At 56.1% G+C, this 22,437-nt stretch carries 14 protein-coding genes; 2 read left to right on the top strand and 12 right to left on the bottom strand.

What is annotated here, in order from left to right:
• Positions 1-57: 57 nt before the first annotated feature.
• Entirely contained in the window at positions 58-774 is a 717-nt protein-coding gene (locus tag ACFPOF_RS26290; protein ID WP_378138304.1) for a helix-turn-helix domain-containing protein, read from the top strand.
• 106 nt (positions 775-880) lie between these two features.
• Here ACFPOF_RS26290 and ACFPOF_RS26285 read toward each other — a convergent pair whose 3' ends face one another.
• From ACFPOF_RS26285 to ACFPOF_RS26250, 8 genes are all read right to left on the bottom strand, one after another.
• Positions 881-4,564, bottom strand: coding sequence for a hypothetical protein (locus ACFPOF_RS26285; RefSeq protein ID WP_378138302.1), 3,684 nt, complete (start codon positions 4,562-4,564; stop codon positions 881-883).
• A 90-nt stretch (positions 4,565-4,654) separates the two neighbouring features.
• Positions 4,655-6,046 carry a sulfatase family protein gene (locus ACFPOF_RS26280; protein ID WP_378138300.1) on the bottom strand — a complete coding sequence of 464 codons (1,392 nt, stop codon included), beginning with the start codon at positions 6,044-6,046 and terminating at the stop codon, positions 4,655-4,657.
• A gap of 46 nt (positions 6,047-6,092) precedes the next feature.
• Entirely contained in the window at positions 6,093-9,530 is a 3,438-nt protein-coding gene (locus tag ACFPOF_RS26275) for a glycosyl hydrolase (RefSeq protein WP_378138298.1), read from the bottom strand.
• Positions 9,531-9,577: 47 nt separating this feature from the next.
• Positions 9,578-11,197 carry a glycoside hydrolase family 140 protein gene (locus tag ACFPOF_RS26270; protein WP_378138296.1) on the bottom strand — a complete coding sequence of 540 codons (1,620 nt, stop codon included), beginning with the start codon at positions 11,195-11,197 and terminating at the stop codon, positions 9,578-9,580.
• A 12-nt stretch (positions 11,198-11,209) separates the two neighbouring features.
• Positions 11,210-12,052, bottom strand: coding sequence for a carbohydrate ABC transporter permease (locus ACFPOF_RS26265; protein ID WP_378138294.1), 843 nt, complete (start codon positions 12,050-12,052; stop codon positions 11,210-11,212).
• A gap of 7 nt (positions 12,053-12,059) precedes the next feature.
• Positions 12,060-13,988 carry an ABC transporter permease subunit gene (locus ACFPOF_RS26260; RefSeq protein WP_378138292.1) on the bottom strand — a complete coding sequence of 643 codons (1,929 nt, stop codon included), beginning with the start codon at positions 13,986-13,988 and terminating at the stop codon, positions 12,060-12,062.
• Between the two features lies 1 nt (position 13,989).
• Complete coding sequence (locus tag ACFPOF_RS26255) at positions 13,990-15,660, bottom strand: ABC transporter substrate-binding protein (protein WP_378138290.1); 1,671 nt, start codon at positions 15,658-15,660, stop codon at positions 13,990-13,992.
• Positions 15,661-15,700: 40 nt separating this feature from the next.
• On the bottom strand, positions 15,701-16,612 hold the full coding sequence (locus tag ACFPOF_RS26250; RefSeq protein ID WP_378138288.1) for an AraC family transcriptional regulator: 912 nt from the start codon (positions 16,610-16,612) through the stop codon (positions 15,701-15,703).
• A 67-nt stretch (positions 16,613-16,679) separates the two neighbouring features.
• Between ACFPOF_RS26250 and ACFPOF_RS26245 the strand changes: the two genes are divergently transcribed.
• The gene (locus ACFPOF_RS26245) at positions 16,680-17,579 is read left to right on the top strand and encodes an AraC family transcriptional regulator (RefSeq protein WP_378138286.1); all 900 of its coding nucleotides are present in this window, start codon (positions 16,680-16,682) and stop codon (positions 17,577-17,579) included.
• Between the two features lie 71 nt (positions 17,580-17,650).
• Here the strand turns inward: ACFPOF_RS26245 and ACFPOF_RS26240 are convergent, their stop codons facing one another.
• From ACFPOF_RS26240 to ACFPOF_RS26225, 4 genes are read right to left on the bottom strand one after another with little or no spacing between them, the layout of a single operon-like run.
• Positions 17,651-18,469 (bottom strand): carbohydrate ABC transporter permease, encoded by an 819-nt coding sequence (locus ACFPOF_RS26240; protein WP_378138284.1) that lies wholly within the window; start codon positions 18,467-18,469, stop codon positions 17,651-17,653.
• Between the two features lie 16 nt (positions 18,470-18,485).
• A complete protein-coding gene (locus ACFPOF_RS26235; protein WP_378138282.1) occupies positions 18,486-19,355 on the bottom strand; it encodes a carbohydrate ABC transporter permease in 870 nt (289 codons plus the stop codon).
• A 13-nt stretch (positions 19,356-19,368) separates the two neighbouring features.
• A complete protein-coding gene (locus ACFPOF_RS26230; RefSeq protein WP_378138280.1) occupies positions 19,369-20,937 on the bottom strand; it encodes an ABC transporter substrate-binding protein in 1,569 nt (522 codons plus the stop codon).
• Positions 20,938-20,995: 58 nt separating this feature from the next.
• A complete protein-coding gene (locus tag ACFPOF_RS26225) occupies positions 20,996-22,315 on the bottom strand; it encodes a DUF455 family protein (RefSeq protein ID WP_378138278.1) in 1,320 nt (439 codons plus the stop codon).
• Between the last annotated feature and the right edge of the window lie 122 nt (positions 22,316-22,437).

The raw sequence follows: 22,437 nt of genomic DNA, 5'->3' as shown, positions 1-22,437 counted from the left end.
CGTTCTTGAGTTGCAAGTACCTCCCTTTCCTCTGATAGCTGCAGTCGGTCATACGATATGGCAGTCTGGAGTCATACATGCTTCGACTTGATTGTTTGCTCCAAAGGCACGTTATTTATGGAGGAGAATGGAATCCAATATGACATCGGTCAAGGCATGATGTTAGTTCTCGAGCCAGGGAAAGTACATCGCGGCTACCGCCCGACAGAAACGGAAACCGAGGTGTATTGGATTCATTTTCAATATCCGCTGCCTTCGAAGCCGTTGCTGGTGGACAAAAACAACTGGCAGCAGCCTTTGCTCATCGCGACGGAACAGGATACAGAATTTAAACCTGGCATGATCGATATTCCCAAATTCGCTACTATTGATTTGCGTTCAGTCGTACCGCTATTGACAGATATGCTTAAATTGCACAGACAGCTTACGCAATATCGTTCCTTCGAACTGCAAACTCTGTTTGGTCAACTTCTCACTTTATTACAAAATGGTATGCGAAAAAGCAGCCCGCAAGCCAGATCCTTTTTTCTTGGTGAAAAGGTGGCTTCATACCTAGCGGGCTGCTTGGAACTCCCTTTCGACTCTGAAAGAATGGAGCTGGACCTGCACTACCATTTCGATTATTTGGCGCGATGCTTGAAGCAATATTCGGGGATGAGCCCGATGCAATACCGGCATCGTTTGCAGATAGATCGAGCAAAGCGTTTTTTGGCGCAATCTGAGCTTTCCTTAGTCCAAATCGGAGAGCAATGCGGTTTCCAGGATCACAATTAATTTATACGTTTGTTCAAACGCCTAACGTCGTTCACGCCTGGAGAATACCGCAAGCAATATCTTGTGATTCATGTGGATTAAGAACGACAGATCAAGACTTCAATCCTTATCGATACGTCTTAAATTTCAGGCTGCGATTGTTCACCGTTGTCCAGCCGCCACTGGACGGCCCCAGGTAGACGCGTTCGATACCTTTCGTATAAATATTGCTGTCATTGTACCCGTAACCGTATGCGTTGCTTAATCCGGCATTCGCCGTGTTTGGGGATGAAAGGACGATTCCATAAGTCCCTCCCTGGGTCAATCCGGTCAGGTTCGGATGGATCTCCACCGGACTCAATGTCGAAGAGATCAGGCCGGAGTCGATCTTCTGGCTGAACAATGTCGTATTCGGTTCATTGCTGCCGTTAAGGGTGACCACTTCCAGGACCAAATTGCCGGCGGGCGCGCCGTTTTTGTACAACCATACATCCAGCCTCGGCAAAGTCGTACTTGAAACTTTGAACGTCTGCAGTTGCTTGTAGATGTCGCGAATATCGCTGCTGTTGGTGGTGGAGAAAGTGACCGTGCTGTTGTTTTGATCGACTGTCGTCACGATGGCATTGCTATAGGTTTTGAATTTCAGGCTTCGATTGGGGACGGTCGTGTATACGCCGGTACTGCTGTCATACAAGCGCTCGATCCCATTGCTGTAGATGGCATTGTCGTTATAAGCATAACCGTACGCATTGATCAGACCGGCATCGGGCGTGCTCGGCGACGAGAGGACGAATCCGTACTTTCCTCCAGGAGTCAGACCTGTCAAGTTGGGATGCAACGTGACTTTCCCCAGCGTGCCCGGAATGGATGCGGGAGACAGAGGCGTCTGGTACAGGGCAGCGCCTGTCGGGACGTTCGAACCGTTGATCGCATACACGGCGAAATTCAGCAGTCCGGCCGGTGAACCGTTTTTGTACAACCATAATTCGACATCCGTCAGCGATGTGCTCGAAGCGGTAAAGGTTTGCAAATGCCAGTATTTGTCGCGAATATCCGTACTGCTTGCCGTGCTGAATGTGCCCAGGGAATTGTCCTGATCGATGTTCAGAACCGGCGTTGCCGGCAATTCCGCGGAAGGGAGACTATCCCCCAGACTGCTGTTCTGCGCCGTAACGATATAGTAATAGGTGGTTCCGTTTATCAAGAACGAATCCGCATAGTGAGGAGAAGACAGATTCGAAGCAATCGTCGAATACGGACCGCCAGGTGTTGTGCTTCGCTTGACCGTATAGGTTTGGGCGTTGTCGGATGCCGTCCAGTTCAGGTCGACTTTCCCGCTTGAGATACCGGCGGACAATCCCGCCGGCGTTCCCGTGAAATTGCTGGCGTAGGTGGCGAATTTCAAACTTCTGTTGTTCACGGTCGTCCAGGTGGAGCCGTTGTTTAACGATACTTTTTCAACTCCGCCGGCATAGAGATGGCTGTCAATATAACCATAGCCGTACGCATTGTTAAGGAAGGCATCAGGAGAACCGGGGGATGACAGGACCACGCCGTAAGTCCCGCCCTTGGCAACGGTTATATTCGGATTTATCGTAATGGGATTGAGCACGGTCGAAACAAGCGACGGGGCAATCGTCTTCGAGTATAATGGTGCGCCGGGCGCAGGATTTCCCGACGAATCGAGCGCAACGACATCCACCTTCAGATCTCCGGGAGGAGCGCCTTTTTTGTACAACCAAAGATCGATGCGCTCCAGTTTATTGCCGGACACGGCAAATTGCTGCAGCTGCCGGTACTGGTAACGGATATCGCTGCTGTTCGCCGTGGAGAACGTGCCCGTGCTGTTGTTCTGGTCGATAACGAGCGGGTTTTCGGAATAGGCGAAATTCAATCTTCCGCTCGGTGCGACGTCCCCGTTCGAATAGAAATCCATGATGTCCCCGTCAGTCTGCATATTGTCGGACCATTTGAATTGAAGGGTGAACGGAGCCGACGTATTGTTCAGACCGAGAATGCTGCGAGGAACGGCAAGATGAATTTCATTGCCGACCACCTTGTAGCTAACGGTCCCGTCCGACACCCAGTTCCACCCGCCGGTGCTGTGCTCGATCGTCATCGTGGTGGAAGTGGCGCCGGAGCGATTGACGACGTAATCATATCCTTTCCAGCCGTTGGTCAAATCGCCGTCCGTATCGATGAACAGCCTCATCCATTTGGAATCTGTGTAAGGCGTGATGGGATCGACCGTTTTGGCGTAAAAATACACATTGGAATTGTCTCTTGCAACCTTCATGGTATCGAAATCGTTGCGGCCCGTAGCGTTCGTATAAGTCGTTGTCCCCCATGCCGCATGATTGCGGCTCGGAGTGTCGCCGGTGTAGTCCTGAAATTTCGGATTAACCGAAGACCACTGACTGAAATCGGTATTGATTGCGATCGTTTTCTTGGCGCTGGAAGCTTCGAGCGGCTTCGTGCCTTTGTACTCGCGGATCTTGTCGATCATCTGCATGTAGTAGTTGTCGCCGTGGCCGCCCTTCATCGGTTCAATATCGCGGCTGTATTCCTGCGTCGCGCTGTCGACCATAAAGACGGAATTGGGCGCAAAGCCGGCAGGCGTTGGAATGCTATCGGCGGCATCGTAATTGAACAGGAAAGCCACCCATTCGTTCCAAGCCGTGATGAAGATGATTTTCGGATCGTTGGCGATGGCGTAATCCCATTGCTCGGCGACGTTATACCCCCATTTTGTCGCTCCGTCATACTCTTCGTGAACACCGTCATGATAGCTTCTTCCCCAGTTGTAATCGTCGTTCACTCCGTAATTGTAGAACGGTTTGTCGCTCATTTTCAGCGTGTTCTGGTGTTGGGCGACGGAGACGCTGATGACCTCGTTCTGACCTTGGCTGTCTTTGAAAATCCTTTGTGGGCGCGTAAATTCCATCCACGGAAATCCATCTTGCTTCTGCGCCTCCGTCGGCCATTGGTTCACGCGGAACGTAAAGAAGTCCAATATTTCCTGAGACAGCGGTTCGGCCGGGTCCTCGGAGCCAGGCACCGTAAGGTTGTTAACGTCGCCAATGATCAGAGGCTTGCCTTCCCACTTGAACCACAGCTCGGGATAATAATTCGTATCCGTCGGGCCGTCGTCCACATAAACGTCATTGTACAGCTCTCTCATGACATTCACCGTGTTAGCGGTCGTATAGAAGACGATCTTGGGCACATTGAACCCTTTCAGGCGGTATTCTTCCAGAATCGCCATCAATTTGTCGTAAACCGGCTTGTAAGTAAATCCATTCGTGGCATCCAGCATCAGAAAATCGACGCCCGCATCGGTGAGCATCTGCACATGCTTGCGGATAACCCATGAATCCTGAGAAAAATAGTAATCGAACAGCGGGCGTCCCCAATAATACCATTCTTGAGCCGTCGCATGCCCGACTCCCCATGCGTTGTCCGTAAAGTCCGGTATCGTCCCTAGGCCATGAGTTGCCTGGTAAGTATCGAGAATCGATTTGACATCGAACGGTCCTTTATCGGCGCCGTCATGTTCGCCGGACCACGTCAAATAAAAGATGCCGACGTATCGATCCTGGCGCTCGCTGCCGACCTGCGAATGGCTGGGCAAAACCCTGTGCAGGTCGTCTGCCCCTGCCAAACTTCCGTTGGCGACCGGAACCGCGTGCGCTTTCAAAACAAACAAAAAAGCGCAGGAAAAGCTCGCTAGTACCGCTAGACAAACAATGGCAATTGCTCGTGCAAGATGGTTGTGCCTGAACTTGCTTCGTGCGAACATCATCACGATCACTCCATTCTTCCTATTGTGCGGCGAACTTTCGGATCCTCCGCATTCAAGCTTCGGCTTTCGCGAGCATGAGATTTGCCCGTCTTCTCCGAGCTACACCGACGATCGGCGCCGCTTGCGCTCCGCTTTGGTCGTTGCGATCTTCTCGTTTTCGTAGAATGGCATCATGCCGTCCGTTCCGTCTTTGTAATACTTGGCCGCCACCTCGTCGCTGGACTCGAACGGATCGTTCAACCGCTGCAGCCAACGCTGCAGTTCCTCTTCCAGTTGCGTCTGCAGCTCGCGATGGTCTGGTGACAAGGCGAGATTGTTCAGTTGGTACCGATCCTTATCGTCTTCGTATAGCACCCACGGTTTATCGCGCATTCGGGCATACGTGCAGGATTGGGTGACGACCCCGCACCATTCCGTGAACGGGAAAATGCTTGGATAACCCCTCGGAATGACGGGTGAATTGATGTATACCGATTGTTGGGCCGCCGTCTCGTCTCCCAGGACGAAAGCCGACAGATCCACCCCTTCGGTTTCCGCGGGAATGGCGGCTCCGACCAAGCCGAGGAGGGTCGGCATGAAGTCCGTCAGGCCGATCGGTCCGTCCGTCACGCGGCCGGCGGGAACGTGTCTCGGCCAGCGGATGAGGAGCGGGATGTTGACGGATTCGTTCCACGGCTTGCTTTTGAACAGCTGGTTTTGGCTGAACAGCATGTCTCCGTGATCGCTGGTGAAGACGACGATCGTCTCTTCCGCGATGCCGGTCCGTTCCAGCGTCTGCATCAGGCTGCCGAAGCAGGCGTCCAACGCGGAGATGTGCGCGTAGTACCCGCCTAGCATTTTTTTGTCCGCGGTTTCCGGAGCGTTGGGCCTCAGCTTGATCCTCTCTTCCGGATAAAGCGCGAGATAATCTTCCGGCGCGTCGAGATAAGGGTCGTGCGGCGGCCCCCAGTTCAGGAAGAGGCAAAAAGGCCGGTCCCCTTTCGCATTGGCGGCTATATATTCGCTTGCCAGCCGCGTCTGTGCTTCGGGTTCATACCCGTCGATCCATCTGGGCTCCGGGTCGTCATTCAAATAGTAGTAAGCGTCGAAATAGTCGTGGTTGCAATTGTTCGCAGCCCAGAAGTGATCGAACCCATGCCTGCGCGGCCCCGGAGGGATGAACGTTCCGCGATCGTGCATATCCAAGTGCCACTTTCCGATATAGCCGCAATGATAACCGGCTTCGTTCAGACAGTTCGCAATCGTTGTCTTGCAGGTCGGCAGCGGGACATCATTGGCCACCAGTCCGTGGCTCAGCACGTGCAGACCGGTCAACACGCTGGCCCGGGCAGGCGTACAGGACGGCGTGTTCGAGATCGCACGGGCGAATCTCGTCCCTTCCCGCGCGAACGCGTCCAGATTCGGCGTCAGAACCTCTTCTTCTCCTGCGATTCCAAGCGCGCTAGCGCGCATTTGGTCGACCATCACGAACAAAATATTCGGTTTTCGCATCGTAACGCCTCCTTCGTTTGCGGGGTTTGCCGCCAAACCTGCTCCTTTATCGAGATGCAAATGGCTGCAATCCGTATCGGACGACACGAAAATTTTCAAAAAGTCCATAATCGAGCGTATCGTATTGTTCTCCTGGCGGAGGGCCTTCCAGCGGGGCTTCCTTCCAAAAAGCCGGACCGGCGATTTTGCGCAGCTTGTCGGGCTGGTGGTGAGGTCCGAACACGTTCTTGAGCGAGCCGACCACTTTCGCTTCGATCTCGTTCGTCCCTTTCTTCAGCCATCCAGTCATGTCCAGCCGACTGCCTTCGCCGATGCCGATCAGCCCTGCCGGACGGCCGTTCACCATGATAGAGGCGACCGTGCCAGCCCAGGCCGGCAGCTCGGCGTATATGCGGCCTTCGGCCAAGGAAGCGACCTCCACCTGTTTGCGGTAGAACACCGCATCGGAGTAAAACGGCAGCCCTTGCTCCCTCCAGGAGCCAAGCGCGAGCGGCTGCTCTTCCGTCATGACGAATCCCCGCTCCGCGGGCTTGAGGCCGAAGCCGCCAATCAAATAAACCGGCTCCAGCTCGGCATAAATCGTGAACGGAGCCAGCACGAGACGAATCACGTTGTCACCGGGCCGGACCGCACCGGCAATGTCCGCGACTCCGATGTGCCGGTCCATCCAGGATTCATCCTCGGCGAACGGTACTTCCTGGCCGTTAACCTCCAACCGGTAGTAAGCCGCTCGCTCTACGACAAGACGCAGCCTTTGGGGCAGTGCAGAAGCCTCGATCGCAAAACGGTACTCGGCAGTGAAGCCGCTTGCCGGCGGGAAATCGTCGCGGTCGAGCAGCCGCCGTTTGTACTGCACGGCGTTGTCCCACGGATTTGCCTCGAAACCGTGCGCCTGGAAGATGCGGCGGGTTGCCTCCACGGTATGCAGGCAACGCCATTGGCGTTTGCCGACCGTAACGTCGGCGTAGTCCAGCGGCCATACGTTGTCCGATGCCCGCACGATGCGCAGTTCGCCGCCGGGAAGCTCATCCGTCGCGCTCTCGCCCGGTCTCCTCGACAGCAAAGCAATCGCGGGGACGGACGTCGGCTGTGCCGCTTCGTTCGGCACGTGGATCGGTGCGGCAGCCGCATCGGAAGCAGGCGGCTCGTCGTATGCGACAAAACAAAGCGAACCGCAAGTCTCCAACCGGAACGGCAGCGTCACCCAGCCCTCGGTTGTTTGAACGCTAGAGCGGTTGCTGTCAGACCGGTCTCCCGCAACGCCATCTGCATGATCGTTACTATCGACCTGAACATCTGCATCTACCCCGCAAGCCATGCAGCATCCTGCCCCGCAAACGGCACCGCAGCCCGAATAAACCCTCTCTCGCTCCTCAACCGCAGCATTTGCGCCGCCAGCCTCCGCTTCCTCCAAAGTCAAGCTACCCTGTCGATCGCCGATACCCCCCGTCCACAAATCCCAAAGCTCGTAGCGATGTCCCCTAACGGTCATAACGCCTTCCACTGGGCAGGGACCGCTGTTCGTGACAAAATGAACCCTCGCCCCGTTAGGCAGCAAGCGCCGCATATGGGCGACCCCCTTCGGAATAGCCTCGCCCCCGTCCGCCGGCAGAATGCGAATGTAAGGCTCCAACTGTCGCCCGATCGCGGAACGCAGCGCTTCCAAGCCTTCCAGTCGCAACCACTGCCGCGGATACGCGTCGGCGAGCGCCTGAACCTGGCCGCTACGCTTCCCGTCCACGTACCGCGGCGCATCCCCGAGCGCAAGCAACTCGCCGCCGGCCTGCAAATACCGCTCCAGCAGCGCGACCGTGGACGCGTTCATCTGCTCCATGCCATAGGGCAGCACGACCGCTTCGTAGCGGGCCGCGCCGACGACCCACCGCCCAGCTTCAATAGACGCGTGACCGCGCATGATGTATTCCTCGCCAAAATCGAAATCGATCTGATGATCGCATAAAAACTGCACGAGCTCGGTATAGCGTCGGACCATCGGCTCGAGCGGCAGTCCGTCCGCGCTCCAGTTCGGCGTCGCCGCGTGCAGGAAAGCCGTCGTTGTAGGATGCAGAACGAGCACGCGATGCTCCGCCTTGCCTTGCGACAGCAGATAACCGACCCGGCCGAAATAATCGTTCAGCGTCCGGTATTCCGACCACCACGGCTCGCGCCAATCGAACGACTGCGGATGATCTCGCTTCCTCGTCCCGACGATGGAGGAATAAGTCAAATGCTGGTTCTGGAAGTTGATTCCATGCACTGCCAGCCAGTCGCCGATCCGCTTGTAGTCAGCGAATGTCGAGTCCCATCCGCCCGCCCCGTACGTCTCGCACAGCGTTCGCTTTTTACCGAGCTGGTTGGCGACGCTCAGCACCTCGCGGACGGCGACGAGCAGCGGGTCGGTGCCGTCCGCCTCCAAGACGCTGCAGGTCAGCAGGTCGATCGCCGGCCATTGCATGTATTCGTACATCGACATGACCGCCGGCGAGAAACGCGCCCACGGAATCGGCCATTGATGCTCCAGATAATGGCCGGTCAGCGCCACGCGATGTTCCTCGCACCATTGCGACAGCGGCCGCACGAAATTGTCGGTCCATAGCTCTCGCATCACTTCGTAGTAATCGTACCGGACCTGCCGGCAATCGATGTGGCCGAGCTCGCTCTCCACGTCCTGATACAGCGCAGGCAGATGCTCGGCCAGCGAATAGCCCGTTCGGCGCTGAAACTCGGCGTTCAGCCAATAGCTGAACGGAACGGCGACCTCGTCCGTGCGGAACAGATTGCCAGGCGAAATTTCCGGCTCGTCGGTGAATACGGCGGGGATCAGCCCGCCGAAGTCGGCGCCGTAGCGGCGGAAATACGCTTCGTGCGTCGTCTCGATGAACAGCTTGGCGACTTCCGGCCGCATCAGATCGACGTATGCGAATCCGCCGAGCCATGAGTTCGTTTCCGCCGGTTGCCACTCGTACGCGGCAATTCCATCCCCATAACGGCTCCATTCTGCTGGCGGCACGTCCCTCAAATCCTTCGTGAGACGAACAACGCCGTCCTTGCGCTCGTAAGCGTAAGCGGCGATCGGATAACCGGGCCGGGCGAGGAAGTGCGCAAAGCGGTATGGGTGGTTTTCCGCCTCCTCCCCTTCGAACAACCGCTGAACGGCCGAGCGGGACAAGCAGTCCGGCAGCTCGGACGGGATCTTCCCGCCGGCGAAGCCGGAGGGATAGGAGTTCTCGTCGTAAATATAGAGGTGCATGCCCAGCTTGCGAGCTTCGTCCAGCGCGATTTCGAACGCCCGGAACCACTCGTCCGACAAATATTCCGTGACGAGCCCCGGACGGGGATGGACGAACCCGCCGCCCATCCCGCCTTCCTTCATTGCCCGGAGCTGCGCCCGGATTTCCCCTTCTGTCATCTCGTCGTTCCATACCCAAAGCGGAGCCGTGCGGAATGCGGAAGGCGGGTCTTTGAACAGCTGTTTTTCCTGCATTTCGGGTGAAACCCTCCTTTCTGGTGCGGGTGACTTGCGGCGACCGCTTAAACTTCCTTCTTTTCGAGCACGAGCACCCAATCGTGGAACCCGGGCATCGCGGCGGAGCGCCACTCGCCCTGCTCGCTGGGCGTCACGTCGCCCAGATCGTGCTCCTGGCCCGTAATCGGGCTGTAATAGTAGGCGCGATAGTTAATATCCGGCTCCAGATGCCGAATCAGGACGCCGCCCCACGTCTTGAACTCCCAGAACGGCAGGAAGACGACACGCGCTTCGCCGGGGGCACCGGCGGCATATGGAACGATGAATTCGTTCTCGTACGACAGATCTTCCAGCCATTCCGGATGGGGCTCGAACTTCCACCAGGGAAGCCGGTCCAGCAATTTTTTGCTCAATCCGACATGCAAGGAGCCAGGCAGGTTATAAGCCTCTTTCCAGGACGTTTCACCCCAGCCCATTCCGTACGGATGAGCCCCGTAAGGCTTGTCGATCCCGTTGATCTGCCAGAGGCCGTTGGCCCCGTACGTATGGCCGCAGGCGCCGCTCAGCACGCACGCCCAGAACATGAAGCGCTGAATGTCGGGCGGACTTGAGTAGCCGATTCCCTCATAGCAAACCTCGGAGTTGAGGAAGGGCATCCGCGGCTCCATGCCGACGGCCTCCCGGACCCGCTTCATCGTGTTCGGGATATGAATGAAGCTGCTATGTCCCGTTTGCAGCATCTCGAAATCGAGCAGCGCCGGATCGTCGACCATCTCGCGGCTGTACGTCGTCGGATGGATCGTGACCAGGCGGTCGAACGGATCGGTTTCCTTCACATGGCGGGTGACGTCCGTCCACTCGTGACGGATTGCTTCCTGATACTCCGCCAGCTTATCTTTATCCAGCACGACCGGATTGGTATAGAAAGGCATGGTCGCTTCTCCGGTCAGGCACCAGACAACTGGCAGCGCGCCGTAACGGGCCATCAAGTAGTCCCAATGCTTCGAGATCGCCTCCTTGCCCGCGACGCCGAGGTAAAATCCCCAGCAGCCGACCAGGCAAGGCACGAGGCCTGCTTCCGCCAGAGCGTAAATACGGTCGTCCGCCTTCTGGAAATAAGCGGGATTGATCGTCTTATATTCCTCATCCCACGGGAATCCCGCCTCGTTGGCCCCGCGTTCGTCGAACGGCTGCATATCGGGATACAAGCCGGCAATGATTTGAATGACCGAAAACCCTTTTTCGACCCGGTCGTTCAGCACTTCCATATACTCTTCCGGCCACTTCAGCCGCTTGGTCAAGCTCATCCACCACGTATCCGCGAGCCAGAAAAACGGCTTGCCGTCCTCGTGCTCCAGATATCGGCTGTCGGCGCTGCGACGAATCGGACCGTGGCGGTACAGCGGATTGTCGCCTTCGTAGGGTACGATTTCGATCATGCCTTCGATTCCGTTCAGATCCGGATTGGAAGCGTCCGAGCAGACGGTGCGGTACCGGAAACTTCCCGTCCGCGGGGAGCTGTACCGGATTTTCCATGTCGAGCCTCCGTCCCAGAAGCCGGGAACGGTTCTCGTTCCTCCCTCTTCATCGACTTCCAGCCGGATTTGCACGTCCCGATACGGGTCGGAATAGGCTTTGGCGGACACGAACGTCCATTCCGCCACCCGGTTTTGCGCGATTTGCATTGATGATCCTCCCTACATTTTCAAAGCGCCGGAAGTGACGCCCTGGATAAAGTATTTCATTCCGAACATGAATACGAGAATAAGCGGAACGGAAGAAATCGCATAAGCAGCGGATTGCAGGCCCATGTCGGAAATACCGAATTGGTTCGTAAATAGGGTCAGCCCGACTCCGAGCATCTGCAGCCGGTTGTCGCTGATCGTTAGCAGCGGCCAAATATAATCGTTGTAAATGGCGACGCTCTGCATGATGAACACGGTGCTGATGATCGGAGCCGACAGCGGCATCACCATACGGAAATAAACGACCGTCTCAGATGCTCCGTCCATCCGCGCCGATTCGAACAATTCGCTAGGAATGCCGGCGATAAACGTCCGACACAGGAACGTGCCCATAATTTGGCCGGCCGCCGCGTGGGCGATTATGATGACCCACGGCGTATCGGTCAGGCCAAGCCTGCTGTACAGCACATAGGAAGGAATGAGCGTCAAGATGCCGGGAATCATCATCAGCGTCAACATAAGCAGGAACAGAAACTCTTTGCCGGGAAACTTCCGCTTTGCAAAGGCGTAACCGGACAGCGACGACAGCAGAATGACCAGGCCGCTTCCCGCCAGCGCGTATAAGATCGTGTTGAGCATATAGCGGGCAATGCCACGGAAGGCTTCGCCATAGTTCCCCCACTCCGCGGGGGAAGGCAGCGACCAGAAATTGCCGATGATCTGGGAATTGCTCTTCAGCGAGCTGAACAGCATGTAGAAAATCGGTGCCAATGTCAGAAACAGGGTGACGGCAAGCAGCGCGTACAGCAACAACTGTACGAAATCGCGGCCGCTCAAACGCAAACGCAGGCCCATGTCGGCATCACCCCTCCGCATCCGTTTTGAAAAATTTCATGTTGAGAATCGTAATCGCGATTATGATCAGGAACATCAGCACGCCAAGCGCCGACGCGTAACCGAGGGCGTGGAAATTCGTGGCAGCAAAGTACATCTGCAGTGCCGGAACGTAAGTGGAATCCAGCGGCCCGCCGCCGGTCAGCAGCATGATGCTGCCGAATTCCTGAATCGTCGCGATGAAAAACAGCACGAGCAGCAGCTTGATCTGGCCCCGGATCAGCGGCAGGTGGACGGAGCGTACAATGTGCATCGTCCGGGCCCCGTCGATTTTGGCGGCCTCGATCAGCTCGTAAGGAATGGAGATGAGTCCCGCATACAGCACAAGCAGCGGCAATATGCCGACGAACGGAAATCCGATGAAAATTATCGCCCAGAGAGCGGTTTTCGGATCTCCGAGCCAGGGATGGGCCCAGTTCCCGAGCCCGATGCCTTCCAGCAGATTGTTGATCAGCCCAAGGTTCGGGTCGTATAAATTTTTCCAGATAAGCGTCGCCGCGATGGCCGGGATAACCATCGAAGCGACGAAACCCGTCCGGAACCAGTATTGAGACCGCTTGCTGCGCAGATGGTAGATGAATTCGGCCACGATCAAGGGCGGGACGATGCTCTTCGCGATGCCGGTAACGATCAGCGCCAGCAAATTCCCGATTCCCTTGACCACGTACGGGTCGCGAGCGGCGCGCTCGTAGTTGTCCCATCCGATGAACGACGTGCGGCCGCCGGGAATCCAGTCGTAAAAGGAATGGAACAAGCCGGAAAACGCCGGGTAGTACAAAAACACGATCAGCAGCGCGAATGTCGGCAAAATCATCAGGTAACTGCCGCGCTCCCGCCAGATGTCGCGAAACAAGCCGAGCTTGTTTCGCTTCTTCATCATGTAGAGACAGACCGCGAGGATCAGCAGGACGAGTGCGCTTCCGGCGATGGCCGCCGTCAGGCGGAGCGCGTCGGCCCTTCCGGCCGCCGATACAATTTCCGACAGCTCCATCTTGCGCAGAACGCCGTCTCCCGAGGCGGTAACCAGATAACGGCCGTCCGTGCTGAAAGCCGCGCGGCGGCCGATCCCGTCCGGCTTGGCGTTCCATAACAGCTTGGCGCTGTCGCTGAGCACGTAATAGTTGCCGGAATAATCGGCGGCGGCGAACCGTTTCCCTTGCGGGGCGGCCGCGACGCCGGTCACGTCGTCTTTCGTCCGGTAGAGGCCGATCGGCTCCCCGCCAGCGGTGAACAAATGAACCTTCCGGTTCGATACGCCAACGATCGTCGAGCCGTCGTCGGTCACGCCGATCGATTCGATGATCCCGTCCAGCGCGATTTTCCGCTCCACTTTGCCGCTTGAGCCGATCAAATAGACGTATTGGTCGGTCCCGCCCGCGGCGATCCATTTTCCGTTGCTCGAAACAGCCACTACGTTAGTCTGAAAGCCGACGTCGATCCTGCTTGTCACGTTGCCGGAGCCGGCGTCGAGCAAACGAACGCCGGTGTCTCCTTTAGCAATCGCCGCGATGACTGAGCCGTCGGACGAAGCGGCCAGCGATTTGGCGCGCTTCTTCAAATTCGCATCCCAAATCCGCGTCCCTTGCGCGTCGTACATATACACGTGATAGTCGTCGGAAGCGGCCAGCAGACGGCCGTCCTGCAGCAGGGACACCGCCGTCACCACGTTGCCGGCAGGGGCGGCGAACTTCTGCCGCCCCTCGGCATCGAATACGACCGACTGGGCGTTCTGCGTGCCCGCGGCGACGAGCGAGCCGTCTTCGCTGACGGACAGTGACGTAATGTCCGCCTTGTCGTCCAACGTCCACGGCGCGGAACCCAGCGCGGAACTCAGCGCCGAACCCGCCGGCAGCAGAACCGACCAGCAGATCAACAAGCCGATAATAGCTTTTCTCATGCTATTTCCGTTCCGGTGGTCTGCGTTCCGGGTGGTCCAGATCGGATAATTCCAATTTCTGCGATTGCATCGCTTCCGCCGTGTACTTGTCGATCATCTGCTGCGTCAAGTCCAAATACTGATCGACCGTTAAGTCCCCTTGGATGAACTTCTGGATGTTGCCGGTGTAGATCTGTACGGTCGGCTGATAAGCCCACAGGCCGCGGTCCAGCAAGTCCGCGTATACGTTGACCTTGCCGATCGGCTGGAACTGATCGAACACCTTCTTCAGATCTTCGGACAGCTCGATTCCCTTCAGCGCCGGCGGCCCCGCCAGCGAAGCGTCGTTGCTCTTCTGCACGGCATCGGCATACGCCTGGTATCCTAGCGGGCTGGTGATGAACATCAGGAAGTCCATGTTCAGATCGTTCTGCGCGGCGTCCTTGGCGATGACTGAGTAGAAGCCGATCGCTCCGGCAATCGTGCGGGCCGGCGACAGGACATGCTCCCCTTCCATTGAGGGATTGTTGAAAAATCCGAGCTCGAACGGCTTAACCGAGCCTTCTCCTCCGTTCTTCGCTGAGTCCTTCAAGTCTTTGGGCAACTGCCATATGGAAGCCGGTGACGAGAGCATGACGGCGGCTTTGCTCGTCAGGAACAGCTTGTAGGCCTGATCGTAATCGGTGGCGAACAACCCGGGCTCCGCGTAAGAGTACAGCTCTTTGATGTTGTTCATGAAATCTTTCCAGGCCGGGTTCCCGGCAACCTTGTAACCGCCTGTCTTGTCCTTGATCGCTTTCCAGGCGCGCAAGGGGTTCACGGTCACCTTCGAGACGATATCGTTGTACGGATCCGCCAGATCGTATTTCCAGTTGTCGTCGATTTCCGGCACGTACGAGTAATCGCCAGGCTGTGAGCGCACCACATTGGCCATGTCGCGGAAATATTGGTCGGAATAAATCATCAGCGGCCAGGCGGACGTTCCGCTCCACAGCGACAGCGCGTTGCCGGGCGCGGCGAACGGAATATAGCCGGCTTCCTTGATTTTCTTGAAATCGTCGATCATCTCGCGGAATGTGGCCGGCGGCGAAGCGATGCCCACCTTGGCGAAAATATCTTTGTTGTACATCCAGACGATCTGGATCGTTTCAAAATTCAACACGTAAAGAGCATCTTCCGCGCCGACCGCGCTCATGTTGATGCTCATGGCGTCGAGATCGAGGCCGTCCTTCCACGGTTTGTTCGTGTAAGGGCTTACTTTATCGAAGTAAGGGTAATAATTGACGAACTTCTTCTGCCCATAAAGCTCGCTTACTTCGTTGGACTGCACGATGTCGGCATCCGGCTGGCCCGCGGCGAATTGGGAGGTCAGCCACTCCTTGTACCCATTGGTAGGCTTCATGTCCATGACGACCTTCACCTTGGGGTGCAGCTTCGCGTACGCTTCGCCTACCGCTCCCCACACATCCGGCTTGCCGTTGTTCAGCGAAACTTTGATCGTTCCTTCCAACTCCTTCGCCGGTTGCCCGCCTCCGTCACCCGAAGGAGAAGCTTCGCCAGTCGCGGACTGCGAGGCGGCAGCGGACGGCGAGGCCGTCCCTTTGTCCCCGGAGCCGGAACGGCATCCGGCGGCAACCGTGGCAAATACGAGCATTAATGCGAGCCATACGAGCAGCGTCTTGCTTTTTCCCATTGAAAAAACCCTCCCTGCGTTGGTCGCTTTCGCTTACGTTTCATTTATCCGAACGGAGTGACCCGGCCCGGCGCTCGCGGCGGTATTGCCCCGGCGCCATGCCGACCGTTCTCGCAAAATATTTATTGAAAAAGCCGCAGTTGTCGAATCCGGCCTGGGAGGCGATCTGGATCAACTTATCGTCGCCGTTCTCCAGCAGCTGCTTCGCCACTTGAATGCGGACTCCGTTGCAGTAATCGGCGAACGCTTTGCCGGTATGCCGTTTGAACAGGGCGGAGAACGCCGATTTGCGCATGCCGCACCGCCTGCTGATCCGCTCCAGCGTCATCGGCTTGTCGTAATTCGTTTCGATCCAGGCGCATACTTGGCGGATCATCTTCTCCTCGCCAGCCTGAGCGTCTTCAAACGGCTGCAGCCGTTGTCTTCTCCGGTCGCTGCAACGGCCGAGGAAGACGAACAAATCGATCAGATGCGTTTTGATCAGAATCCGGTAGCCGAGCTTTTTTACATTGAATTCAGCAACGATACGGTCAAGCAAATACATCATCTCCAGCCGTTCGGCGGGCTCCAGCGCGACGAAGAAATCGAAGCCGCCCGGCGGATCGAGGAGCATAGGAGTATCGAACGGCCCCTCGTCCCGCAGCGCCTCCAGTTCCACATTCAATACCGAGGGCTGAAACAGCACGTTGTACATCACCAGCCCCGCATGAGGCCCAACCCGGTATGAATGCGCTTCGTTCGGCTCGATCAGGAAACAGTCGCCTTCCTTCAACAGGTGCTTCCGACCGCGATATTCATGCTCGCCTTCTCCTTCGGCGACATAAGCCAGTTCGACGAATTCGTGCGCGTGCTTCTCGACGGCCTGATTACGGGCGATCGCGTACGGCGAGGCATAGAACAGAAAATCGCGGCTTTCCAGCATGTCGGAATTTCGGCAAACGATCATTTTCATCCCTCGATTCCCGAAGTTGCTTTATAATAGGCATTGCAGTGAAACTTTTCAGGTGGAGGCCGTCCGGATGCTTCGAGTCCACAACGAACATTTTTTGGAGAGCGCCGAATTCCCCTTCAGTCTTGTGCCCTATCGGTTGGACAAAGGCGGCATCGTCCCTCCCCATTGCCACGAATTCATCGAATTCGTATATGTCGCGGAAGGAACGGGTTACCACGAGTATCGCGGAAGCACCTACCGCATATCCGAAGGGGACGTGTTCGTCATCGAACCGGAAACCGTTCACTCTTACCGGGCGGAGACGGCGATGCTTTTTTACAACGTGCTGTTTTTGCCGGGCATATTGGCAGCCGAACTGGCCGCGATGGCCAAGGTGACGCCGTTCGTCGATTTCTTCTACGTCGAGCCTTTCCTGCGGCATACGGTCCAATTCCAGGCCCACCTCATTTTGCAAGCCGACGAACGGCTGCAGATGAGAACGCTGCTCGGTCGGCTGGAGGACGAATACGAAAGCAAAAACGCCGGCTATCGGACGCTGGTCAAAACAAAGCTGCTGGAAATTTTCGTGTTTCTAAGCCGCTGCTACGACAATTGGGTCAAGAAACCGCTTACGACTCTCACCGACGAACAAAAGGTGATGCGCCACGTATGCGATTTTATCAGGCTGCATTGCGGCCAGCCGCTCACGCTGCCCCAGGTGAGCCAGCTTTGCGGCATGAGCCATGCGGCGTTTACCGCCAAATTCAAGCAGCATACCGACATGACGTTCATCGAGTTCCGCAACGCCGCCCGGACGGATGCCGCTTGCAAGCAGCTGGCCGAAAGCGAAGACAAGATTCTGCAGGTCGCGCTTGACGCCGGTTTCGAAGATGTAAGTTTTTTTAACAAAATGTTCAAGAAAAACGTAGGTGTTACGCCGAGGGAATATCGCGAGCTGTATCGGAGAAATATGTCCCCGACGGACTGAGAAAGGGACAGGGGCGGCAGTCCGCCGGGGTCAGACGCCGAAAAATGGTTTGCCCCGTCCCCCCGAAAGCCTTACGATTTGACGGCACCGCTTACGAGGCCTTCGACATAATATTTCATCCCGATCGCCATAACGGCGATCATGGGGACCGAACCGATGACATAACCCGCGAACGACAGACCGATATCCTGCCGCCCGTTGCCGTTCAGCTTGGCTGCCGCTACGGCAAACGTGTATTTGGATTCGTCCAGCACGAGAAGCGGCCACAAGTAATCGCCGTACATGGCAATGAATACGACGATACCGAGAGTCATCAGGACGGGCACGCTGAGCGGGAGCGCGATTCGGCCATATACGTACAACTCGTTTGCCCCGTCCATGCGCGCCGCTTCGAACAATTCGTCCGGAAGCGACTCGAAAAACGTACGGCACAGCATGATGCCGAGCAGGTGGCTGCCGGCGATGTAAGGCAAAATAAGCGCCCAGTACGTGTTGGTCATTTTGAAGGTCACGATGATCGAATAGAGCGGGATGTAGGTCAGCAGCACGGGAATCATCAAAACGCCAAGCAGCATGAGGAACAGCAGCCCTCGGCCGGCGAACCGGAAACGCGCGAACGCGTATCCCGACAAGGAAGCGAGCGCGACGGCGCCGATTACCGTTACCGAGCACACAAACAGGGAATTTCCGATACTGGATTTAACGCCCGCGAAAGCATCCGCATAATTCGACCACTTCAACTGCTCCGGCCACGACCAGAACTGAATCATGAGGTCCAGATTGTCCCTGAGGGACACGATCAGCAGCAGCGCGAAAGGAACGAGAGTGATCGCCAGGAAAAAGACCAGGGCGAGAATCGCAACGAAACGCGGAAAAGGTTTGACTGCCATGCTGAGAACTCGCCCCTTACATTTTCGACTTCAAAAATTTCATGTTGAACAATGTAATCGTAATGACGATGAGCATCAGGCAAGTGCCGATCGCCGCGCCGTAGCCGTACTGCGAACCGGTAAACGCCGCGTCGTACATGACCAGCGCCGGAACGACCGTCGCGTCGCCGGGGCCGCCGCCGGTCAGCACGAGGATTTTGACGAAATCCTGCATGCTGGCAATCAACGTCAGGATGGTGATCGTCCGGATGCTCGGCACGAGCAGCGGAATATGGATGCGGGTAAACACTTTCCAAGCCGCCGCCCCGTCCATTCTCGCCGCCTCGATCAGCTCCTTGTTCATGTTGCCGATCTCCGCATAATAGATCAGGAAAGATAACCCGGCGGCGAACGGAAAGTTCACGAGAACGATCGCCCACAGCGCCGTCCCGCCGTCTCCTAGCCACGGCCGCGCCCACTCCGACAATCCGAACAGATCCAGCACCTGATTAAGCAAACCGTAATTCGGATCGTAGATGTACTGCCATAGCAGGAACACGACGACGGGGGGCACGAGCAGCGGAACGGAGAAGCCGGTGCGGAACAAATATTTGGTCCAGCGGCCGGCCAGCAAATGAATGAGCTCGGCGATGACGAGAGGAAATACAAGCGCTTTCACAACATCCGAAATCATGAAAATGGCTTGATTCGCCAAGCTTTTCAAAAACATCGCATCCGAGAACAGTTGCCGGTAATTGTCCAATCCGACCCACGTCGAAGAAGCCAAATCCCACCGCGTGAACGAATGGAACAGCGAAGTGAACACCGGATAATACAAAAACGTCCCGACCATCAAAAAAGAAGGGAAAATAAAGCAATAAGGAATTAATCGCCTGGGAATGGACATCGGTTAATCTCCATTACGGATTCGTTTTCGGATCCAGATCGTAGTTATTTTTCTTGATCAAATCTTGCATGTATTTGTCGACGAAATCCGCCTTGTTTTTCAAAAACTGCTCCAGCGGGATTTTATTCTCGAAATACTTGAGCAAATTGGAGTTCCAGGCGGTCATCTGGCCGGGCAGAACGCCGTCCGCAACCGGTTGCAGGTGATAGGACATGTTGCCTTGAATCTTGAATCCTTTCAAATAGGCATTCACCTCGTCAGGCAGCTGCACTCCCTTGATCAGACTCGGGCCTTGCACGAATTCGCCGAGATCCAGCGTGCGCTCGAAAATTTTCTGGGCGACGCCCTTGGAGTAGATGTATTTCAGGAAGTCTTTGGCCCGCTCCATCTTCTCCGCGTCCTTCTTCTGGGTCAGACCGATGACGTGTCCCGGCGTCAGAATGCCGCGCGGTTTCCCCGGGAACAGCGGATCGGGCGTCGCGAACTCCGGAAAAACGAACGTGCCCCACTTGAACCCTTTGTCCCCCAGCTTCTTCATATCGGCCAGGATCGAGCCGACTTGCCAGCTGCCGTTCCAGAAAATGGCCGCTTTTTGCGAGATGAACAACCCGTATACCGATTTGTCGTCCATCGTCGCATAACCAGGCTCGTAATATTGGGACAGCTCCTTCAGCACGCTCCAATACTTTTTCTCCGCGGCGCCCTGGTTGTCGTAAAGCTTGTTTTTCCAGGCCAAAATTTGCTTCTCCGGATCGATGACCGCACCGAAGTCGAAGTCGGGGGACGAATCCGGACTGCCGATTTCCGTGTTCCGCTTGTGAATTTTCTCGTCATAACGGGCGTCGCCGGGCAGGATCAGCAAATCCTTGTACAGCGACCGGCCGGCCCAATCGACGAACGCGGAGTGCATCCAGCCTTCGAACAGGAACGGTGTGGCGATCGGGATATAGCCCGCTTCTTTCAGCTTTTTGCTCGTTTCGAACAGTGCTTCCCACGTCGTCGGCTCCGACAGGCCGAGCTTGGCGAAGATGTCCTTGTTGTAGAAGAAGCCGGTGCCGACCAGGTCGAACGGAATGTTGCCGACGTTGCCTTCGCGGTCGTAGGAGTATTGGTGGTAGTTCTCGTCGATTCCGTCGAACACGGTGACGCCGCCGTTATACGGATTCGGCTCTGTGACGAAATCGTTCAGCTTGGCGACCCAGCCTTTCTGGATCAACTCCGTCAAATCGCCGAGCAAATTCGTATGAATGATGTCCGGCGCATCTTCTCCGCCCGCGTTCATCTTGGCGTCGAAATTCGTCTTGTAGGACGTCGGATCCGCGGGTACGACGGAGATTTTAACCTTCGTCTCCGGATGCAGCTTCGTGTATTCCTCCGCCGCTTCCTTCATCGCCGTAATGTAATACGGAGTGACGGTCAGAAATTCGATCGTCTTCTCCTCTTTTTTCTCCGGTGCCGGCTGCGAACTTCCGGCGGAAGCCGGGGCGGACGACGAAGCCGACGGCTCGTTTTTGGAGGAGCATCCCCATAAGGATAACGCGATTAAAACCGTTGCAAGCGTGCCCGCCAGCCATTTCTTCATTTGACGACCCCCAATTTGGATATAAGACCTCGTGTAAGCGATATCAAAAACCTTAGATTTATAGTTTATCGAAATTGAGATTGCGGAACTCGACCTTGCCGCAAAACGCGAAATGCGAAATGCTCTTGTCCTCGGGCCCCGTCAACTCGGTTAGGCCAGCTTCCTTGATCTTGTTCATCCAACGGTCGAGAATGCCGCGCACAATGTCGTCGAGGTTGCTGTCGTCGCCCAGACGCTGGCTGTGCATGACCGGCACCCATTTTTTGCCGAATTTGACGTGGGAGCGCTCGTCTACGATATCGATTTCCGCGGTCATGCCCGACAAAATATCGCCTTTGGCGTAATAGGCTTCCATAGACTTCTTCTTACGGGTGAACGAGCACGATTCCCCGATCATTGTCAAATCTTCGTAATATTCCTCCAGCAGTTTGATCGGATCGTCCTGATACGGCAACGGAATGTCGCGCAGGTCGTACCCCATTTGCTGTAGCCGGCGCGCGCCCATCTGATGGTGTCGCGATTCGTCCCAGATGTGGCGACTGAAATCGACGTAAAACTCGAAAGGCATATCGTCCACGCCATAGAAAACGTAACACATCGGGTCGACGACCTGGATTTCCGTGGCGTAGTGCCACATGAATATTTTCAGATTGTCGCGGAACTGCTCCGGCGCTTCAACCAGTTCGGCGTGCTTCAGCCATTTCGGCTTCGAACGCTTGACCGGCGCCGGTCCGTACGGTTCGAAAATGGGAGACGCTGGCTTATTCGAAGAACTGGGCTGTCGCTCGTCAATCCCGCCGAGATAAAGTAAATATTGTCGAGTATACTTCCTCCACCGTCCCACGCTCTCCAGCATCTTCGGATCCTTTACGGTGTCGTGGATGAGACGCTGCCCCCAGGCGAGTTGCTTTCGCTTCTTCGGCAAAATGTCTTCGAATATTTCCAGCGTCGGCGCGTCGAAAATCGGATCGAGCGCCTCCAGGTACCGCTCATACGCGTCGATGACCCCTTTCTTCACTTCCAGAAACCATCCGGCGATAAAAGCGAAAAACCCGTCGGCCGCCGGGACCTCCTGCACGAACAGTTTCAGCTTCTCCGAAGGAATGAACACCTTCGCGTTACCCGACAGTTCTTCCTTGCGGGCGCGCAGCTTCTCGGCGTTTTTCATGTCCTGCCACAGGAAGCGGCTCATCTTGCACTTCCATTCGAACTCTTCGGCTGCGGGAACCCATCCGGCCAACACCCTGGCCGATGCCCAATCCAGAAAAACAAAGCGGTTCAGCAGTTGAATTTGTTCCGGGGCACGCATCCAGTATTCTCCCAGGCTGTTCTGTACGGATTCGGATTCGAATCTCTCAATCTCGAATTGAATCGTCAATTGCGCAAGACCTCCTCTTTGTGTGTTTGTATACTTCCTCTATGTTGAATATAAGGTCCATTCTGCTCCCAAACTTGGTTGATTTGCTAAAGATGTTGCTTATAAGTACAAAACGCCCGAAC

Origin of the sequence: Cohnella soli, from assembly GCF_042655525.1 — a bacterium.
GTDB classification, from domain to species: domain Bacteria; phylum Bacillota; class Bacilli; order Paenibacillales; family Paenibacillaceae; genus Cohnella; species Cohnella soli.
This window is presented reverse-complemented; position numbering and strand designations above follow the sequence as displayed.